At 74.0% G+C, this 16,268-nt stretch carries 10 protein-coding genes; 7 read left to right on the top strand and 3 right to left on the bottom strand.

The genetic code is table 11. From position 1 onward, the window contains the following. Nucleotides 1–420 precede the first annotated feature (420 nt). Together Q0994_RS09315 and Q0994_RS09310 are read left to right on the top strand one after the other, a co-directional pair. The gene (locus Q0994_RS09315; RefSeq protein WP_299531485.1) at nucleotides 421–4,188 is read left to right on the top strand and encodes a S8 family serine peptidase; all 3,768 of its coding nucleotides are present in this window, start codon (nucleotides 421–423) and stop codon (nucleotides 4,186–4,188) included. A 326-nt stretch (nucleotides 4,189–4,514) separates the two neighbouring features. After that, on the top strand, nucleotides 4,515–5,177 hold the full coding sequence (locus tag Q0994_RS09310) for a 1-acyl-sn-glycerol-3-phosphate acyltransferase (protein WP_299531482.1): 663 nt from the start codon (nucleotides 4,515–4,517) through the stop codon (nucleotides 5,175–5,177). A gap of 104 nt (nucleotides 5,178–5,281) precedes the next feature. On the opposite strand, the gene Q0994_RS09305 is transcribed toward Q0994_RS09310, so the two are convergent. After that, nucleotides 5,282–5,755 (bottom strand): GNAT family N-acetyltransferase, encoded by a 474-nt coding sequence (locus Q0994_RS09305; protein ID WP_299531479.1) that lies wholly within the window; start codon nucleotides 5,753–5,755, stop codon nucleotides 5,282–5,284. A 341-nt stretch (nucleotides 5,756–6,096) separates the two neighbouring features. Between Q0994_RS09305 and Q0994_RS09300 the strand changes: the two genes are divergently transcribed. Continuing rightward, nucleotides 6,097–7,866: a VCBS repeat-containing protein gene (locus Q0994_RS09300; RefSeq protein ID WP_299531476.1), complete on the top strand. Its 1,770-nt coding sequence runs from the start codon at nucleotides 6,097–6,099 to the stop codon at nucleotides 7,864–7,866. Nucleotides 7,867–7,986: 120 nt separating this feature from the next. On the opposite strand, the gene Q0994_RS09295 is transcribed toward Q0994_RS09300, so the two are convergent. Continuing rightward, on the bottom strand, nucleotides 7,987–8,337 hold the full coding sequence (locus Q0994_RS09295; protein WP_299531473.1) for a DoxX family protein: 351 nt from the start codon (nucleotides 8,335–8,337) through the stop codon (nucleotides 7,987–7,989). Between the two features lie 120 nt (nucleotides 8,338–8,457). Between Q0994_RS09295 and Q0994_RS09290 the strand changes: the two genes are divergently transcribed. Continuing rightward, the gene (locus Q0994_RS09290; protein ID WP_299531470.1) at nucleotides 8,458–8,877 is read left to right on the top strand and encodes a helix-turn-helix domain-containing protein; all 420 of its coding nucleotides are present in this window, start codon (nucleotides 8,458–8,460) and stop codon (nucleotides 8,875–8,877) included. 124 nt (nucleotides 8,878–9,001) lie between these two features. Here the strand turns inward: Q0994_RS09290 and Q0994_RS09285 are convergent, their stop codons facing one another. Next, nucleotides 9,002–11,395, bottom strand: a complete 2,394-nt coding sequence (locus tag Q0994_RS09285) for an excinuclease ABC subunit UvrA (protein ID WP_299531467.1) — start codon at nucleotides 11,393–11,395, stop codon at nucleotides 9,002–9,004. Nucleotides 11,396–11,950: 555 nt separating this feature from the next. Here Q0994_RS09285 and Q0994_RS09280 point away from each other — a divergent pair. The 3 genes from Q0994_RS09280 to Q0994_RS09270 all read left to right on the top strand — a co-directional run bounded on the left by Q0994_RS09280 (nucleotide 11,951) and on the right by Q0994_RS09270 (nucleotide 16,244). Then, nucleotides 11,951–13,045: an LLM class flavin-dependent oxidoreductase gene (locus tag Q0994_RS09280; protein WP_299531464.1), complete on the top strand. Its 1,095-nt coding sequence runs from the start codon at nucleotides 11,951–11,953 to the stop codon at nucleotides 13,043–13,045. A 225-nt stretch (nucleotides 13,046–13,270) separates the two neighbouring features. Then, entirely contained in the window at nucleotides 13,271–14,758 is a 1,488-nt protein-coding gene (locus Q0994_RS09275; protein ID WP_299531462.1) for an MFS transporter, read from the top strand. Beyond that, nucleotides 14,748–16,244, top strand: coding sequence for an aminotransferase class V-fold PLP-dependent enzyme (locus Q0994_RS09270; protein WP_299531460.1), 1,497 nt, complete (start codon nucleotides 14,748–14,750; stop codon nucleotides 16,242–16,244). The genes Q0994_RS09275 and Q0994_RS09270 overlap by 11 nt, the downstream gene beginning before the upstream one ends. The last annotated feature ends 24 nt before the right edge of the window (nucleotides 16,245–16,268 follow it).

Here is a 16,268-nt window from a genome sequence, read left to right as displayed (position 1 = left end):
GGACTCCGCAGACAGGGACCCGTCCCTGGTCGTGCCGGAGGCGGCGGTGAGCGGACGACGGAGTGCGGCCCCGACCGCGGGGGCCGCCACATCGTCCGTGCCGCGCCTCCGGCAAGCGCTTGCGGACCCGAGTGCCGCGTATGCGCAGGAACCACCGCGGAGCGGGCGCCGTCCGCCCGCCCCGAAGCCGTAAATCGCAGGTAAATCCTTGGCCGGGGCCGGGGGGTGCCGAAACCGCGCAACCGGGGCCGCACCAGCACAAAGGATCATGGTGTCCGCCGTCGCGGCGACCGCTCAGCGGTGAGCCCGTTTCGGCCGCGTTACCCGTCCTGGGGAGCCCGCCGCGACGCCCTTACCAGGCCACCGCCGCCCGGATAGGTTTCGCGCTCGACCGTACAACCCGCGAGTCGAGGACACCCTTTGACCCACACATCTCCCGGCAGGCTCCGCCTGTCGGTCATCGGCGCAGCCCTGTTGATCACCGCGGCGATCCCGCAGACGGCCGGCGCGGCAGCACCTCACCCCTCCCGCGCTTCCGCGGCGACGGCTTCCGCCTCCGCCGGGACCGGATCCACCGCGACCGTCACTCTCCTCACCGGCGACCGGGTCACCGTGACCCGGCGCGGCAGCGGTCCGGCCGCGATATCCGTCGTCGGGCCGGACGGCGGCGAGGCGGACGCCAGTATCACGACGCGGGGCGGCGACACGTACGTCCATCCCCGCTCGGCCGCCCGCTACCTGGCCTCCGGCAAGCTCGACGAGCGCCTGTTCAACGTGACCCGGCTCATCGCCGACGGTTACGACGACGCGCACATGGACCAGCTGCCCCTCATCGTCACCTACGACCGGGCCGCCACCGCCGCGCGGGGAGCCGAGCGGCTCGCCGCGACCCTGCCCGACGAGGCGTCCGGGGTACGTCCGCTCAGCAGCGTCGGCGGCGCGGCGCTCGCCGAGGACCGGGACGGGGCCGGGGACTTCTGGGCGGCGCTGACCGGCGGTGCCGAGGCACCGACCGCCCGCACGGCGCCCTCCGCCCCCTTCTTCGCGGGCTCCGTCGACAAGGTCTGGCTCGACGGCAAGGCCGAGGCCCAACTCGCCGACACCACCGCGCAGATCGGCGCGCCCGACATCTGGGCCGGCGGCAACACCGGCAAGGGCGTCGACGTGGCCGTGCTGGACTCCGGCTACGACGTCGAGCACCCCGACCTCCGGGACACCGTCGCCACCTCGTCCAGCTTCGTCCCCGGCGAGAGCGTCGACGACGGGCACGGCCACGGCACGCACGTGGCCTCCACCGTCGCCGGCAGCGGCGCCGCCTCGGACGGCAGGGAGAAGGGCGTCGCACCCGGCGCCTCGCTCCACGTCGGCAAGGTGCTGAGCGACGGCGGTTCGGGGCTCGACTCCTGGATCATCGCCGGCATGGAGTGGGCCGCCCGCGACGTCGGCGCGAAAGTCGTCAGCATGAGCCTCGGCTCCGACGAACCCAGCGACGGCACCGACCTGCTCAGCCGTGCCGTCGACGAACTCAGCGCGGAGACCGGTGCGTTGTTCACCATCGCGGCAGGGAACTCCGGCCCCGGCGACCACACCGTACGGTCGCCAGGAACGGCTTCCGCGGCGCTCACCGTGGGCGCGGTCGACACGTCCGACGCCCTGGCCGACTTCTCCAGCCGCGGGCCGCGCTTCGGCGACGACGGCCTGAAGCCTGAGATCACCGCACCCGGCGTCGACGTGCTCGCCGCACGCTCCCGGCTCGCCTGGGAGGGCGAGGGCAGCTACACCACGATGAGCGGGACGTCGATGGCCACCCCGCACGTGGCCGGGGCCGCCGCCCTGCTCGCCGCCGCACATCCCCACTGGACCGGGCAGCAGCTCAAGAACGCCCTGGTGAGCACGGCCGAACCCACCCCCGCCCTCTCCGTCGACGACGGTGGCAACGGCCGGGTCGACGCGGTCGCCGCCACGACCGCCACCCTGTCGGCCACCGCCGCGGTCGACGCCGGCATCCACTCGCTGGGCGGCGCGCCCGGTGAGACGGTGGTGAAGACGGTGGAGTGGACCAACACCGCGGCCGACGCGGTGACCGTCGACCTCGCCGTGGACGCCCCGGGCGCCCCGGCCGACCTCTTCACCCTGTCCACCGGCCGGCTGACCGTGCCCGCCCGCGGCACCGCGTCGGCGACCGTGACCACCCACCTGGACGCCGCACCCGCGGCGCACCGCTTCACCGGGCGCGTCACCGGCTCCGTCTCCGGCGCGGTCGCCACCCGCACCCTGCTCGGCGTCAGCACCCGGGAGAAGCCCTACCACCTGCGGGCCGAACTCCGGGAGAAGGACGGCTCGCCGCTGACCGCCGACGTCCTCGTCGAGTACCTCCGCGAGGGCGGCGGCGAGAGCGGATACGGCTACGCGTACGCCGACAACGGTGTCATGGACGTCATCGTCCAGCCCGGCACCTACGCCCTGTGGGGCTTCGCCCCGGTGAAGGGGGTGCACGGCGCCTCCTCCCGCGGTCTCGCACTGCTCAACGCTCCCTCGGTGGAGGTCCACGCCGACACCACCGCCATCCTCGGCGGTCCCGGTCTCCACGAGAGCCGCGCCGTCACGCCCCGGCCGAGCACCGCCGACAACCAGGGCCGCATCGACTACCTCAGGTCCTTCGACACGGGCGAGGCGGTGGCGACCTCGCTCACCGTCGGCACCGGCTTCGACTCCACCTGGCTCCAGCAGGCGCCGAAGGTCACCGACGGCGAGACCGTCACCACCCTGCGCTGGCGCAAGAAGCAGCCGCCGCTCGCCCTGACGTCGGGGGACCAGGTTTTCGACGACCTCTGGACGCAGCCCGGTTCGACCCTCCTGCCGGCCACCGACACCACGATGCGCGCGGTGTTCGCCGGCGCCGGTCTCCCCGCCGACTACGCGGGTCTCGACACCGCCGGCAAGGCCGTCGTCGTGCGGCGCGGCGACGACGACGAACAGATCGACGCGGCCGAGGCCGCCGGCGTGACCCTCTTGCTCATCGTCAACGACGAGAACGGCCGGCTCTACGAGCCGCTCGGACGCACCCCGCTCGCCGTGGCCGGGCTCTCCGCCACCGGTGGCGAGAAGCTGATCTCCCGGATCACCTCGGCCGGCCCGTCCGGCGTCCCGATGCACGTCGTCTCCCACCCCGACACCGACTACCTCTACGACCTGGTGAAGACCTGGCGGGACCACATCCCGGCCGATCCCACCTACGCCCCGAAGGAGAAGCAACTCGCGACCCTGGACGTCGAGTTCCGCAACAACCCGGCGCACACGGTCGACGAGTACCGCTTCGACCTCCAGCCGTACGCCTCGATGCGCCAGGGCGTGACCGTTCCCTCCACCGCCGGGGCCGCCCGCACCGACTACGTCACCACCGACCCCGCCTTCCGCTGGTACGAGGAGGCGTACGAGTACGCGCCGGAGACCGGCCCGGAGTCCCTCCAGTACTCCGAGCAGCTCCGCTACCCGGCCGGCCGCACCACCGACGTCACCTGGTTCGGGCCGTTCCAGCGCCCCCGCGTCAACACCGGCATCGACCTGCCGCGCCGCGAGGGGAACGAGATCGCCGCGTACGTGCCCGGCTGGGGCGACTCGGGCGAGAACCACGCGGGCGTCGCCGGCTACGGCCCCAACTCCCAGACGACGGAGCTGTACCGGGACGGGAGACGTGAGCCCGTCGCCACCACGGACGGCGGATACCTCTTCGCGGACGTGCCCGCCGCTCCGGCCGTCTACCGGCTGGTGACCACCACCTCCCGGACCGGCTCCTACCCGTTCTCCACCAGCACCCGCACCGAGTGGACGTTCCGTTCGACGGCGGCCCGGGACGCCGCGGTGGTGCGGCAACTGCCCCTGGTCCAGCTCGACTACGACCTTCCCACCGACGCCCACGGCTCGGCGGCCAGGAACGCCTCCCTGCTGGTCACCCCGTCGCACCTCCCCGGCGGCCCCCGTACCGCGCTGCGCACCACGGACGTCGCCCTCTCCTACGACGACGGGGCCCACTGGCAGCGGGCCACGATCAGCAGCTCGTCGCAGGGCGCCCGGGTCAAGCTGCGGGCTCCCGCCGGATCGAGGTTCCTCACGGTCCGGGTCACGGCGACCGACGGCCGGGGCAACACGATCACGCAGACCATCGTCCGCGCGGCCGGCCTGCGCTGACCCGCTGACCGCCCACCGCCGACCGGTCGCGGGCCCCGCCCCCGGCCGGCCGGCCCGACGGGCCGCCCCGGAGCCGACGCGCTCCGGGGCGGCCCCCGCCGTACCGGGCCCCGCCCCGTGCCCCGCGTTCCGGCCCCGCAACCGACCGCCCGCCGGCCCGGCCCCGCGGGTCGTGCGGTCGGCCGCCGAGTACCGTGGCGGCCGGAATGAGTACGAGGACTCAGGCAACGCCACCGTCGGCCGCCGGAGGATGGGGACCGTTCCGCAGTCCCGGTCCGCAGTCCCGGTCCCGCCGTTCCGCAGCAGCCCGTCCGCAGGAGTCTTCCGTGCTCAGCCGTATCGCCACCACCGTCGTGCCCTCCCTCGGCCGGCTCACCGTCACCTCCGACGAGCGGACCGCCTTCGCCCCCGGCTCGATCATCGTCGCCAACCACACCTCCCTCGCCGACCCCGGCATCGTCCTCGCCGCGCTGCGCCGCCTCGGCGTCGAACCGGTGGTGCTCGCGGCGGCCGGACTCTGGCGCGTCCCGCTGCTCGGCACGCTGCTCTCCTCCGGCGGCCACGTACCCGTGCACCGCGGCAGCGCCCGCGCGGCCGAAGCGCTGGAACGCGCGGAGGAGGCGCTCGGCGCGGGCCGGCACGTGCTGCTCTACCCCGAGGGCCGGCTCCCGCTGCGGGAGGACGCGGCGGAGAGCGCGCCGGAGAACTTCCGCAGCGGTCTCGCCCGGCTGACGCAGCGGACCGGAGCCCCGGTCGTGCCCGTCGGACAGGCCGGCGCGCGCCGGGTCACCTCCGGCTCCACCGCGAAGCAGATCGCGGGCCTGCTGACGGCCCCTGCCAGGCGGCCCCGCCTGCACGTCCACGTCGGCGCGCCCCTGCTGCTCCCCGCCGACCGGCGCGCCGCCACCGCCGCCGCCCACCGGGCCGTCACCGAGGCCTGGCAGACCGCCGCCCGGCACGCGGGCGAAGGCCCGGTCCTCGCGGCCTGACCGGCGTAAGGGGGCGACGGGGGTCGCCGCCCCGGAGGCCGTGGCCGACAGGCACACCCGGACGCCGTGACCGCAGGGCTTCGGCAGTGATCGGAGCGGGCCGTTCAGCCCCGGTCCGCCGGCCGCCACACGTACCGGACGTCCGGCTCCCGCTCCTCGTTGCGTCGGCCGTCGGTGTGCTCGGTCGCGACGAAGCCGTGCCGCTCGTAGAAGCGCCGGGCAGGGGCGTTGACCTGGAACGTCCACAGGACCAGACCTTCCGGCCGTTGCTCCTTGGCCAAGGCGATCAGTCGGTCCCCGAGTCCCCGGCCGCGCCAGTCCGGGTCGAGGTAAAGCTGCTCGACCTCGTCGCCGTCGAGCACCAGGAGACCGGCGACGGACGGGCCTTCGGTCTCCGCCACCCAGCATGCGTGCTCCGGCACCACCACCGCCGAGAACCAGCCGCGCACTTCGTCGTCGTCGTGCGCCCGGCGCACGGTCGGCAGTGCCGCGGTGAAGGACCGGAGCCAGACCTCCGCCATGCCCGCGGCATCGGCTTCGACCGCCCGCCGGATCAGAAGATCATCTGTTTTGGTCATCGTGCGAGGGTCGCAGAACGGGGCCGGTCGCGCGCCTTCTTTTTTCTCTGTCCGCACGGCCGTCCACCCGGACCGCGTCCGTGGCCGGTCCGAGCCTTCGCGGGCAGCGCGAGAGGGGGCCGTGCAGATCGCGGACGTCAATGCCGCGCCCACGCACTTGCCGACAGGGCCCCGCGCGGGATAGATCTAGCACCAGACCCTGGGGAGGGGCTCCGCCATCGGGCGGAGTGTGGTTCCGTCGTGCCCCGAGCCGACGGCTGTCTCGCGTCTCGCCGTCCGCGGCACCGCCCGGCCTGTTGCCGCCCTCCTCGGAAGTCTTCTCTCTTCTCGATGGAGGCAGAATGCCCAACCCCGCAAGACCCGGGCGCCGCTGGCCCCGGCGCGCCGCCGCCGCGGCCGTGCTCGGCTGCGCCGGGCTGCTCGTCAGCGGTTCGCTGACGATCACCGCGCACGCGGCAGGCACGGACGGTGAGGTCCCCCGCACGGTGACGTCGCCGCGACCGACCGCCGAGCGGCCCGAGTTCAGCATTCCCAAGTCTCCGGCAGCAGCCCGGCAGGGCCGTTCCCTGGCCCGTTCCGCAGCCGTCGCGCCCGCCCAGCGGGCGGACTTCGACGGCGACGGGACCGGCGACTTCGTCTACCGCATGAACTACGGCGAGGTCTACGTCGACTGGGGCTACGGCGGCACCACCGCCATCGCCGCCGGCGACGCGCAGGTCAAGGACCTGCTGCTGCCCGGCGACCTCACCGGTGACGGCCTTCCCGACCTGCTCACCCTGACCGCCACGGGCGCGCTGCGCCTGCACAACGGCGCGAGCGCGACGTACGAGGGCGGCCTGACCGGTTACACCACCCTGAGCAACGGCTGGCAGGCGTACAACAAGCTCGTCATACCCGGCGACCTGTCCGGTGACGGCAAGCCCGACCTGCTCGCCCGCAGTACCGCCGGGCTGTACCTGTTCCCCGGAACCGGCACCGGCTTCGGCAAGGGCGTCAAGGTCGGCGGTGCCGGCTGGAGCCAGTTCGACCAGCTCGTGGGCGCGGACGACCTCACCGGTGACGGTCTGGCCGACCTCGTGACCCGCAACGCCTCCGGTCTGTACGTCTACCCCGGCAACGGCAGCTCCACGGGCTACCCGTTCAAGGACCGGATCCAGATCGGCGGCGCGGGCTGGAACCAGTACAACCAGCTCGTCGGCGGCACGGACTACAACGGCAACGGCACCGCGGACCTGCTGGTCCGCGGTTTCGACGGCACGTTGTACTACTACGACGGCAAGGGCACCGGTACCTTCCTGGACCGGTCCAAGATCAGCGGCGGCTGGGGTGTCGTGACCCTGTTCGCGAGCGGGGGCACCCAGCCCTCGTTCGGCAAGTCCGGGGTCTTCGCGCGCACCGCAAACGGCACCCTCTACTACTACGAGGGCACCGGGACCGGCAAGCTGGAGGCCAAGTACCTCATCGGCACCGGCTGGACCCGCTCCGAAGTCCGTCTGTCCCACGTGGTCTCGCTGCGGGGCACGGGCGACTCGGACCTGATCCAGCACAGCGTGTACAACGGTCACCTGTACAACTCCGCCTCCTACGCGGCGGACGACACCGATCTGGCCGCCGGCTCCAAGTCGTACAACCTGATCGTCGGTCCCGGTGACCTGAACGGTGACGGCAAGAGCGACCTGATCGCCCGCAGTTCGACCGCGCTGTACTACTACGCGGGCAACGGCGACGGCCTCTCCATGAAGGGCCGTGTCCAGGTCGGCGGCGGTGGCTGGAGCCAGTACAACAAGCTGGTCGGCGCCGGTGACTTCAACCGCGACGGGCGGGCCGACCTGATCGCCCGCAGCTCCGCCGGGCTGTTCTTCTACCCCGGCACCGGCAAGGCGGCCGCGCCCTTCGGGACGCGGATCACGGTGGGTGGCGCCGGCTGGAGCCAGTACACCAACCTCGCCGCACCGGGCGACATCAACGGGGACGGCATCCCCGACCTGCTGGCCTCCAACTCCAAGGGCCAGCTGTTCTTCTACGCGGGCACCGGCGTCGCCAAGACGCCGTTCAAGGCGCGCGTCCAGATCGGGACCGGGGGCTGGAACCAGTACCCCGACCTGACCTGATGTGATTCCCCGCGGCGCCCCGGCGCCGCTCGGCCCCCCGGCCCCGTCGCTCCGCCCCGCTCCACGCGCGGGCGGGGCGGCGGGGCCCCGGTGTGCCCGGGGCGGGAGAGCGGCGGACGGTCAGAGGGCGGCGGCGCGCAGGACGACGAGGGCGACGGCGGCGGCCGTGAGGACCGCTGCCGGGGGTGCGCCCCGGTAGTCGCCCGCGCGCAGGTGCGCGGCGACCGCGCCGGCGAAGTACAGCGTCAGACCGGCGGCGGCCGCGACGCCGAGAGCCCCCCACCCGAGCCCGACCACGAGACCGGCCGCGCCGGCCACCTGGACGACGCCCAGGAACGGCAATATGCGGTAGGACAGGCCGAGCGTGGACATCTGGTCCACCAGCCGCTCCGGCCGGGTGAACTTGGCGCGGGCCGAGGCCAGCAGCACCGCCGACATGAGTACGGCGAGGATGACGTAGAGCGTGAACATGGCGAGACCTTCTGTCCGACGACGGGGTGGAGTGGCACGGCTTGCGCACAGTGCTCCGCTTCCCCGCCGGGCGGATGCTGCGCGGGCCGGCCCCGACGCCCGCCGGGAGCGGTGCACTGCATGGAGTCGACGTTAGGAAGCCGACAGGTACCCGGAGGTACCCTTCGGCCCGTGAGCCTCCGTCCCGGAACCGTCTTCCTCGCCGACTGCCCCGCCCGCCTCGCCATCGAGACCATCGCCGGTAAATGGGCCGTGGTCACGCTCTTCGCCCTCAGCGACGGCCCGGTGCGCCACGGCGATCTGGTCGCACTCATCGGAGGCGTCTCGCGCAAGGTCCTGACGCAGACGCTGCGCCGCCTCGAGGACAGCGGACTGGTCGAGCGGCGGGTGTTCGCCGAGGCGCCACCGCGCGTGGAGTACGCCTTGACCGAGCTGGGGCGCACCCTGGAAGAGCCCATCAGAACGCTCACCGCATGGGCCAGGACCCACGGTGAGGCGCTGGTCGCCTTCCAGGAGACGGCCGGTACGCAGGACGACTGACCGGACCCCTCGCCGTGCGGGGGGCGCGGGGGAGGACCGTGCCCTCCTGCGCGTCGGGGAACCCGGACCGCGCTCCGGACGCGCCGCACCGGCCCGCCGGGTGGACCGGCGGGCCGCGGGGCCGTCAGGCGCCGACGTACCGCGCCAAGTGCTCGCCCGTGACGGTGGAACGGCCCGCCACCAGGTCGGCCGGGGTCCCCTCGAAGACGACCCGGCCGCCGTGGTGACCGGCCCCCGGACCGAGGTCGATGATCCAGTCGGCGTGCGCCATGACCGCCTGGTGGTGCTCCACCACGATCACCGTCTTCCCGGAGTCGACGAGCCGGTCGAGCAGACCCAGCAACTGCTCGACGTCCGCGAGGTGCAGCCCCGCCGTCGGCTCGTCGAGGACGTAGACGCCGCCCTTCTCCGACATGTGGGTCGCCAGCTTGAGCCGCTGCCGCTCGCCGCCGGACAGGGTGGTCAGCGGCTGGCCCAGGCTGACGTAGCCGAGACCCACGTCGGAGAGCCGGCCGAGGATCCGCTGCGCGGCCGGTGTGTGCGCCTCCCCGCCCCCGAAGAACTCCTCGGCCTCCGTCACCGGCATCGCGAGCACCTCGCTGATGTCGCGGCCGCCGAAGCGGTGGTCGAGCACCGAGGCGTGGAACCGCTTGCCCTGGCACTCCTCGCAGGTGGTGGCGACGCCGGCCATCATCGCCAGGTCGGTGTAGACGACCCCGGCCCCCTTGCACGTGGGGCAGGCGCCCTCGGAGTTGGCGCTGAACAATGCGGGCTTGACCCCGTTGGCCTTGGCGAACGCCTTGCGGATCGGGTCGAGCAGCCCGGTGTACGTCGCCGGGTTGCTGCGCCGCGAGCCCCGGATCGCACTCTGGTCGACGGAGATCACCCCCTCGCCGGCCGGGATCGACCCGTGCACCAGCGAACTCTTGCCGGACCCGGCCACCCCGGTGACCACCGTCAGCACGCCGAGCGGGATGTCCACGTCCACGTCCTGGAGGTTGTGCGTGGACGCCCCGCGGATCTCCAGCGCCCCGGTGCGCCTGCGCACCTCCTTCTTGACGGCGGCCCGGTCGTCGAAGTGCCGGCCGGTGACCGTCCCGCCGCGGCGCAGCCCGTCCACGGTGCCCTCGAAGCAGACCTCGCCGCCGGCGGTTCCCGCGCCGGGGCCGAGATCGACCACATGGTCGGCGATCATGATCGTCTCCGGCTTGTGCTCCACCACCAGCACGGTGTTGCCCTTGTCCCGCAGCCGCAGCAGCAGTTCGTTCATCCGCTGGATGTCGTGCGGGTGCAGCCCGATCGTGGGTTCGTCGAAGACGTACGTCACGTCGGTGAGCGAGGACCCGAGGTGACGGATCATCTTGACGCGCTGGGACTCGCCGCCGGACAGGGTTCCGGCCGGACGGTCGAGCGACAGGTATCCGAGCCCGATCTCCACGAACGAGTCCAGGGTCTGCCGCAGCGCCTCGAGCAGCGGGGCCACCGTCGGCTCGTCGAGTGCGCGGACCCAGGCGGCCAGGTCGCTGATCTGCAGGGCGCAGGCGTCGGCGATGCTGATGTCCGCGATCTTCGACGAACGGGCCGCCCCGGTGAGGCGGGTGCCGTCGCACTCCGGACACGTGGTGAAGGTGACCGCACGGTCCACGAACTCCCGGATGTGCGGCTGCATCGCCTCCCGGTCCTTGGAGAGGAACGACTTCTGGATCTTGGGGATGAGCCCCTCGTACGTGAGGTTCACGCCCTCCACCTTCACCTTGACCGGCTCCCGGTGGAGGAAGTCGTGCATCTCCTTCTCGGTGAACCTGCGGATCGGCTTGTCCGGGTCGAGGAAGCCCGACTCCGCGTAGGTCCGGACCGTCCAGAAACTGTCCGACTTCCAGCCGGGGATCGTGAAGGCGCCCTCGGCCAGCGACTTGGAATCGTCGTAGAGCTGCGTCAGGTCGATGTCCGAGACGGATCCCCGCCCCTCGCACCGCGGGCACATCCCGCCGGTGATGCTGAAGTCGCGCCGCTCCTTCACGGTCCGGCCCGCCTTGTTCATGGTGACCGCGCCCGCCCCGCTGATCGAGGCGACGTTGAAGGAGAACGCCTGCGGAGACCCGATGTGCGGCTCGCCGAGCCGGCTGAAAAGGATGCGCAGCATCGCGTTCGCGTCGGTCGCGGTGCCGACCGTGGACCGGGGGTCGGCGCCCATCCGCTGCTGGTCCACGATGATCGCGGTCGTCAGGCCGTCCAGCACGTCCACCTCGGGACGTGCCGTCGTCGGCATGAACCCCTGGACGAAGCTGCTGTACGTCTCGTTGATCAGCCGCTGCGACTCCGCGGCGACCGTGCCGAAGACCAGCGAGCTCTTGCCGGAACCGGACACCCCGGTGAACACCGTCAACCGGCGCTTGGGGATCTCGACGCTGACGTCCTTGAGGTTGTTCACGCGCGCCCCCACCACACGGATCACCTCGTGGCTGTCGGCGACGTGCGGCGCGGCGTTCCGCGTCCCGGTGCTGGTGCCCCTGGTCATGTCTCTCCATCCGGTCGGGCGTGGCGGCCGTCGCGGCGGTCTCCGGCGGCTTTCCACGGCCCACACGCTAGCCGCGCCCTCCGGGCCCCGCTTCTCGATTCCTGATCCGCTCCGCCCGAGCCGCCCGCCGGCCCCGCGACGCGCCGGCGGCGGGCGCCCCGGCCCGGCCCGTCGGCTCGGCTCCCGGCGCCGGCCCGGCAGCCGGTGCGCACCCTCCGGGCCGCGCGCCGAGTCCGCCGGACCGGGGCCCTCCGCCACCGGCAGGCCCGGTCCGCATCGCGGACGCGTCCTTGTGCGCCGCCGGGAGCGCCGGTCAGGATGCGCGCATGGCGCCCGTACCCGTATCCCGCAGGCACACGGACGCGTCCTGCGCGCCGACGGCGGCCCGTCCGACCGGCCGCTCCTGTCGCGCCCGCCGCCGTACCGCCCGCCGCTGACGGGTCACGCACCCCGCCGCCCTTCCCGGCCCGCGCTCCTCCGCCGGAGGCCGGCGTCTCCCGTGCCGCCGCGCCCTTCCGCCTCCACCCGCTGTCCTTCACCCATGCGAGGTCCTAAATGTCCGAAAGCTCTTTGCTGCTGCACTGGTTCCTGCCGACCGGGGGCGACGGCCGCGACCCCGGCGGCGTCACCGCCGTCCAGGCCCGCTCCGAGGCCGCCACCCGGCGCCCCGCCGACATCGGCTACCTGACGCAGGTGGCCCGCGCCGCCGAGTACGCGGGGTTCGCGTCCCTGCTCACCCCGGTGGGGCTCGGCTGCGTCGATCCGTGGATCCTGACCTCGGCGCTGGCCCAGCACACCGACCGCATCGGCTTCCTGGTGGCCTTCCGCGCGGGCCTCGCGAGCCCCACCCTCCTCGCTCAACAGGCCGACGCCTTCCGCCGGTTCGCGGGCGGACGGCTGCGGCTCAACATCGTCACCGGCGGAGACCCGGCCGAGCAGCGGGCCTACGGAGACCACCTCGACCACGACGCCCGCTACGCCCGCACGGACGAACTGATGTCGGTGCTGCGGGACTTGCTGGACGGCAAGCGCGTCGACCACGAGGGCGCCCACCTGCGGATCGAGAACGCCCGGCTGACCGGGGCCGCGATCCGGCATCCGGTGCCGCTCTACTTCGGCGGCGCCTCCCCGGCGGCCGAGGACGTCGCCGTACGGCGTGCCGACGTCCAGTTGCTGTGGGGCGAGCCGCCCGCCGCGATCGCCGCCCGCATCGGCCGGCTGCGCGCCCGCAGGTCCTCGCTGCGCTTCGGTATCCGCCTGCACGTCATCAGCCGCGACACCGCCGACGAGGCGTGGGGCGAGGCCGCCCGCATCCTCGCCGGTCTCGACCCGGAGGCGGTGCGGGCGACCCAGGAGCGTTTCGCCCGGATGGACTCCACCGGGCAGGCGCGGATGACCGCGCTGCACGCGGGCTCGACCGACGCCGGGCGGCTGACGGTGTCACCCAACCTCTGGGCCGGGATCGGCCTGGTGCGCGAGGGCGCCGGCACCGCCCTGGTCGGCTCCCACGACGAGGTAGCGGCCCGGCTGGACGAGTACCGAAGGCTCGGCGCCGAGGAGTTCGTCCTGTCCGGCTACCCGCACCTGGAAGAGGCGTTCCGGGTGGGTGAGGAGGTCGCACCCCGGCTGAGGGCCCTCGCCGCGGAATGACCGCCGCGCCCCGCGCACCCGCCGTCCCCGCGCACCCCGCCGGCCGCCCCGCCCCGCGCACCCCACGCCCGCCCCGCTCACCGCCCGCCCCTGCCCGCGCGCCCCTCCCGGCCGGGCTCCGTCCCCGGTCCGGCCGGGCCGCAGCGCCTCCTCACCCGCAGAGTTCATACCGCCGTCACGCACGACCCTTGCCGCCCGCTCGTGGGGTCGCCGATGATCTGCCGCATGTCAGCAGACCTCCGCGCGGGCCACGAGCCGGTCCCGCGCCTGCCGCGCCGGGTGCGCATCGGATACGGGCTCGGTTCCCTGTGCACCGGCACCTTCGCCACCGTCCCCGGACTGATCCTGCTGTACTACCTCACCGACGTCCTGGCCGTGCCCGCGGCCGTCGCCGGCGCGGCGGTCTTCCTGCCGAAGGCGTGGGACGTGCTCATCAACCCGCTGGTCGGCGCGGCCTCCGACCGCAGCCGGCTGCGCGGCGGTCCGCGACGGCCGTTCCTGCTCCTCGGCGCCTGCACCCTTCCGCCGCTCTTCGCGCTGACCTTCGCCGCCCCGCCGCTGCGCGGTGCGGCCGCCGCCGGTTACGTCGCGGTGTTCTTCCTGCTGGCCGCCACCGCGTACGCGGTCTTCCAGGTGCCGTACGTGACGATGCCCGCCGAGATGACCGAGGACCCCGCCGAACGCGGCCGGATCCTGGGCTGGCGGGTGGGCTTCCTGGGCGTCGCGATCCTGCTCTCCGGTGCGCTGGCCCCGGCGATCGCGCACGCCGACGGCGACAGCCCGGCGAGCTACCGGGCCATGGGGATCGCGGTGGCGCTGCTGCTCGCCGCCGGAATGTTCGGCGCCTGGTTCACCACCCGCTGGGCCCCGTCCGTGGCCCGCAGCGAGGCCGAACCCTCGCTGCGGGAACAACTGGCCGTCGCCCGCTCCCACCGGCCCTTCCTCTTCCTGGCCGGCATGTGGACCCTGCAGGCGCTCGCCGTCGGCGTGATGCTCGCGGGCGTCCAGTACTTCGCCACGTACACCCTGGGCTCGTCCGGCGCGGTCACCCCGCTGTTCGCCTGTCTCATCGGCCCGCTCGTCCTCGTCATGCCGCTGTGGAACCGGCTGGCCCGCCGGCACGGGGTGAAGAGCGCCCAGTGGTGCGCGTCGCTGCTGTTCGTCGCCGGGGCCCTGCTCCTCGCCCTCACCCCGGCGGCCGGACCCGCCGTGGCCTATCCGGCCGTGGTGTTCGTCGGAGTGGCGTACGCGGGCCTCCAACTGCTGCCGCTCACCATGCTCGCCGACACCCTCGCCGCCGACCTCGCCCGGACCGGCAGGCGGCGGGCCGCGACCTTCACCGGGCTGTGGACCGCGGCGGAGACCCTGGCCTTCGCCCTCGGCGCGGGGGTGTTCGCCCTCGTCCTGTCCGTGACCGGCTTCCGGTCCTCCGACGCCGACCACCGGGTGGCCCAGCCCGCGTCCGCGCTGCACGGCATCGAGGCGGGGATGAGCGTGCTGCCCGCGCTGCTCGCCGCGTCCGCCCTGTGGCTCCTGCACCGCTACCGCGAGGCCCCCGTCGCCCCGGAGCCCGCCCCCGGGGAGCGGACCGCACCGCACGCCGCCCCCGTGCCCGCGCCCCGGAAACGGACCGCCGCCCGGCCCCCGTCCCGTTCCGCACCCGCACAGCCCCGTTCCGCACCCGCGCAGGAAGAGACCGACCGTGCCGACTGAACCCGCCCGACCGCTGCCCGCCGGGCGCCCCGCCGACGAGGTGCTCGCCGAACTGCGCGGGCTGCGCGCCGCCGACGCCCCCACCCGCGGCGGACGCACCTTCGCCTACGTCTACGACGCCGGACTGGAGGGCCTCGACGAGCTGGCCGCCGCCGCGTACACGGCGTACGCCACCGTCAACGGCCTCGACCCCACGGTCTTCCCCAGCGTCGCGCGGCTGGAGAACGACCTGGTGCGGGCGGTGGCCGCGCTGCTCGGCGCGCCCGGCGCGCAGGGCACCTTCACCAGCGGCGGCACGGAGAGCATCATGCTCGCCGTGAAGGCCGCCCGCGACCACGCGCGGGCGGAGCGCGGCGTCACCGCCCCGCAGGTGGTCCTGCCCTCCACCGCCCACGCGGCCTTCCACAAGGCGGCCCACTACCTCGGCCTGGAGACCGTCGTGGTCCCGGTCGACCCGGCCACGTTCCGCGCCGACGCCCAGGCCGTCGGGGCGGCGATCGGCGACCGCACCGCCCTGGTGGTCGCCTCCGCCCCCTCGTACGCGCACGGGGTGATCGACCCCGTCGCCGAGATCGCCGGCGCGGCCGCCCGGCGGGGCGTGCTGTGCCACGTCGACGCCTGCATCGGCGGCTGGCTGCTGCCGTACCTGCGGCGCACCGGCCGTCCCGTGCCGCCCTTCGACCTGTCGGTCCCCGGTGTCACCTCGCTCTCCGTCGACCTGCACAAGTACGCGTACGCGGACAAGGGCGCCTCCGTGGTGCTGTACCGGGACGCCGGGCTGCGCCGCCACCAGTACTTCGCCCACGCCGGCTGGCCCGGCTACCCGGTGGTCAACCCGACCGTCCAGGGCACCAAGTCGGGCGGGCTGCTCGCCCAGGCGTGGGCGGTGCTCCAGCACGTGGGCGACGACGGCTACACCGCCCTGGCCGCACGGGTCGGGGAGGCGTCCGACCGGCTGCTGGCGGGTCTGCGCTCCGCCGACGGCGTGCGGGTGCTCGGTGAACCGGCCGCCGGACTCGTCGCGTTCACCGTCACCGGCGCCGCCGGGCACGACGCCACCGCCGGGCGAGGCCGTCCCGACCTGAGCCTGCTTCTCCACCTCGCCGACGAGATGCGCGGGCGCGGCTGGTACCTCCAGCCCCAGCTCTCCTTCGACGGTCTGCCGCCCAATCTGCACCTGACGCTGACCCCCGCCACCGTCGGACGGGTCGACGCCTTGCTGAAGGACCTCGCCGAAGCGCTGTCGGCGGCCCGCGCGCTGCCACCGGTCACCGTCGATCCGGCGGTCCTCGCACTGGCCGGCGGCCTCGATCCGGCGACGCTCGGCCCGGACGAGGTGGCGGCAGTCCTGGCCTTCGCCGGCCTCGACGGCGACGCCGGGCTGCCGGCCCGCACGGCGCCCGTCCTGGTGCTGCTCGACGCCCTGCCGCAGCCCCTCAAGGAGCGGCTCCTCACCGAGTTCGTCGGATCGGTCTTCCGCATCTGACAGCCGCCTGACGGCCCGTCACAT

This window comes from uncultured Streptomyces sp., assembly GCF_947488945.1.
In the GTDB taxonomy this organism is placed as follows: domain Bacteria; phylum Actinomycetota; class Actinomycetes; order Streptomycetales; family Streptomycetaceae; genus Streptomyces.
This window is presented reverse-complemented; position numbering and strand designations above follow the sequence as displayed.

Coding starts and splice junctions, on each gene's coding strand:
- Q0994_RS09295 (WP_299531473.1), bottom strand. CDS start 8,337: ATGTTCACGCTCTACGTCATCCTCGCCGTACTCATGTCGGCGGTGCTG.
- Q0994_RS09300 (WP_299531476.1), top strand. CDS start 6,097: ATGCCCAACCCCGCAAGACCCGGGCGCCGCTGGCCCCGGCGCGCCGCC.
- Q0994_RS09285 (WP_299531467.1), bottom strand. CDS start 11,395: ATGACCAGGGGCACCAGCACCGGGACGCGGAACGCCGCGCCGCACGTC.
- Q0994_RS09275 (WP_299531462.1), top strand. CDS start 13,271: ATGTCAGCAGACCTCCGCGCGGGCCACGAGCCGGTCCCGCGCCTGCCG.
- Q0994_RS09290 (WP_299531470.1), top strand. CDS start 8,458: ATGGAGTCGACGTTAGGAAGCCGACAGGTACCCGGAGGTACCCTTCGG.
- Q0994_RS09280 (WP_299531464.1), top strand. CDS start 11,951: ATGTCCGAAAGCTCTTTGCTGCTGCACTGGTTCCTGCCGACCGGGGGC.
- Q0994_RS09305 (WP_299531479.1), bottom strand. CDS start 5,755: ATGACCAAAACAGATGATCTTCTGATCCGGCGGGCGGTCGAAGCCGAT.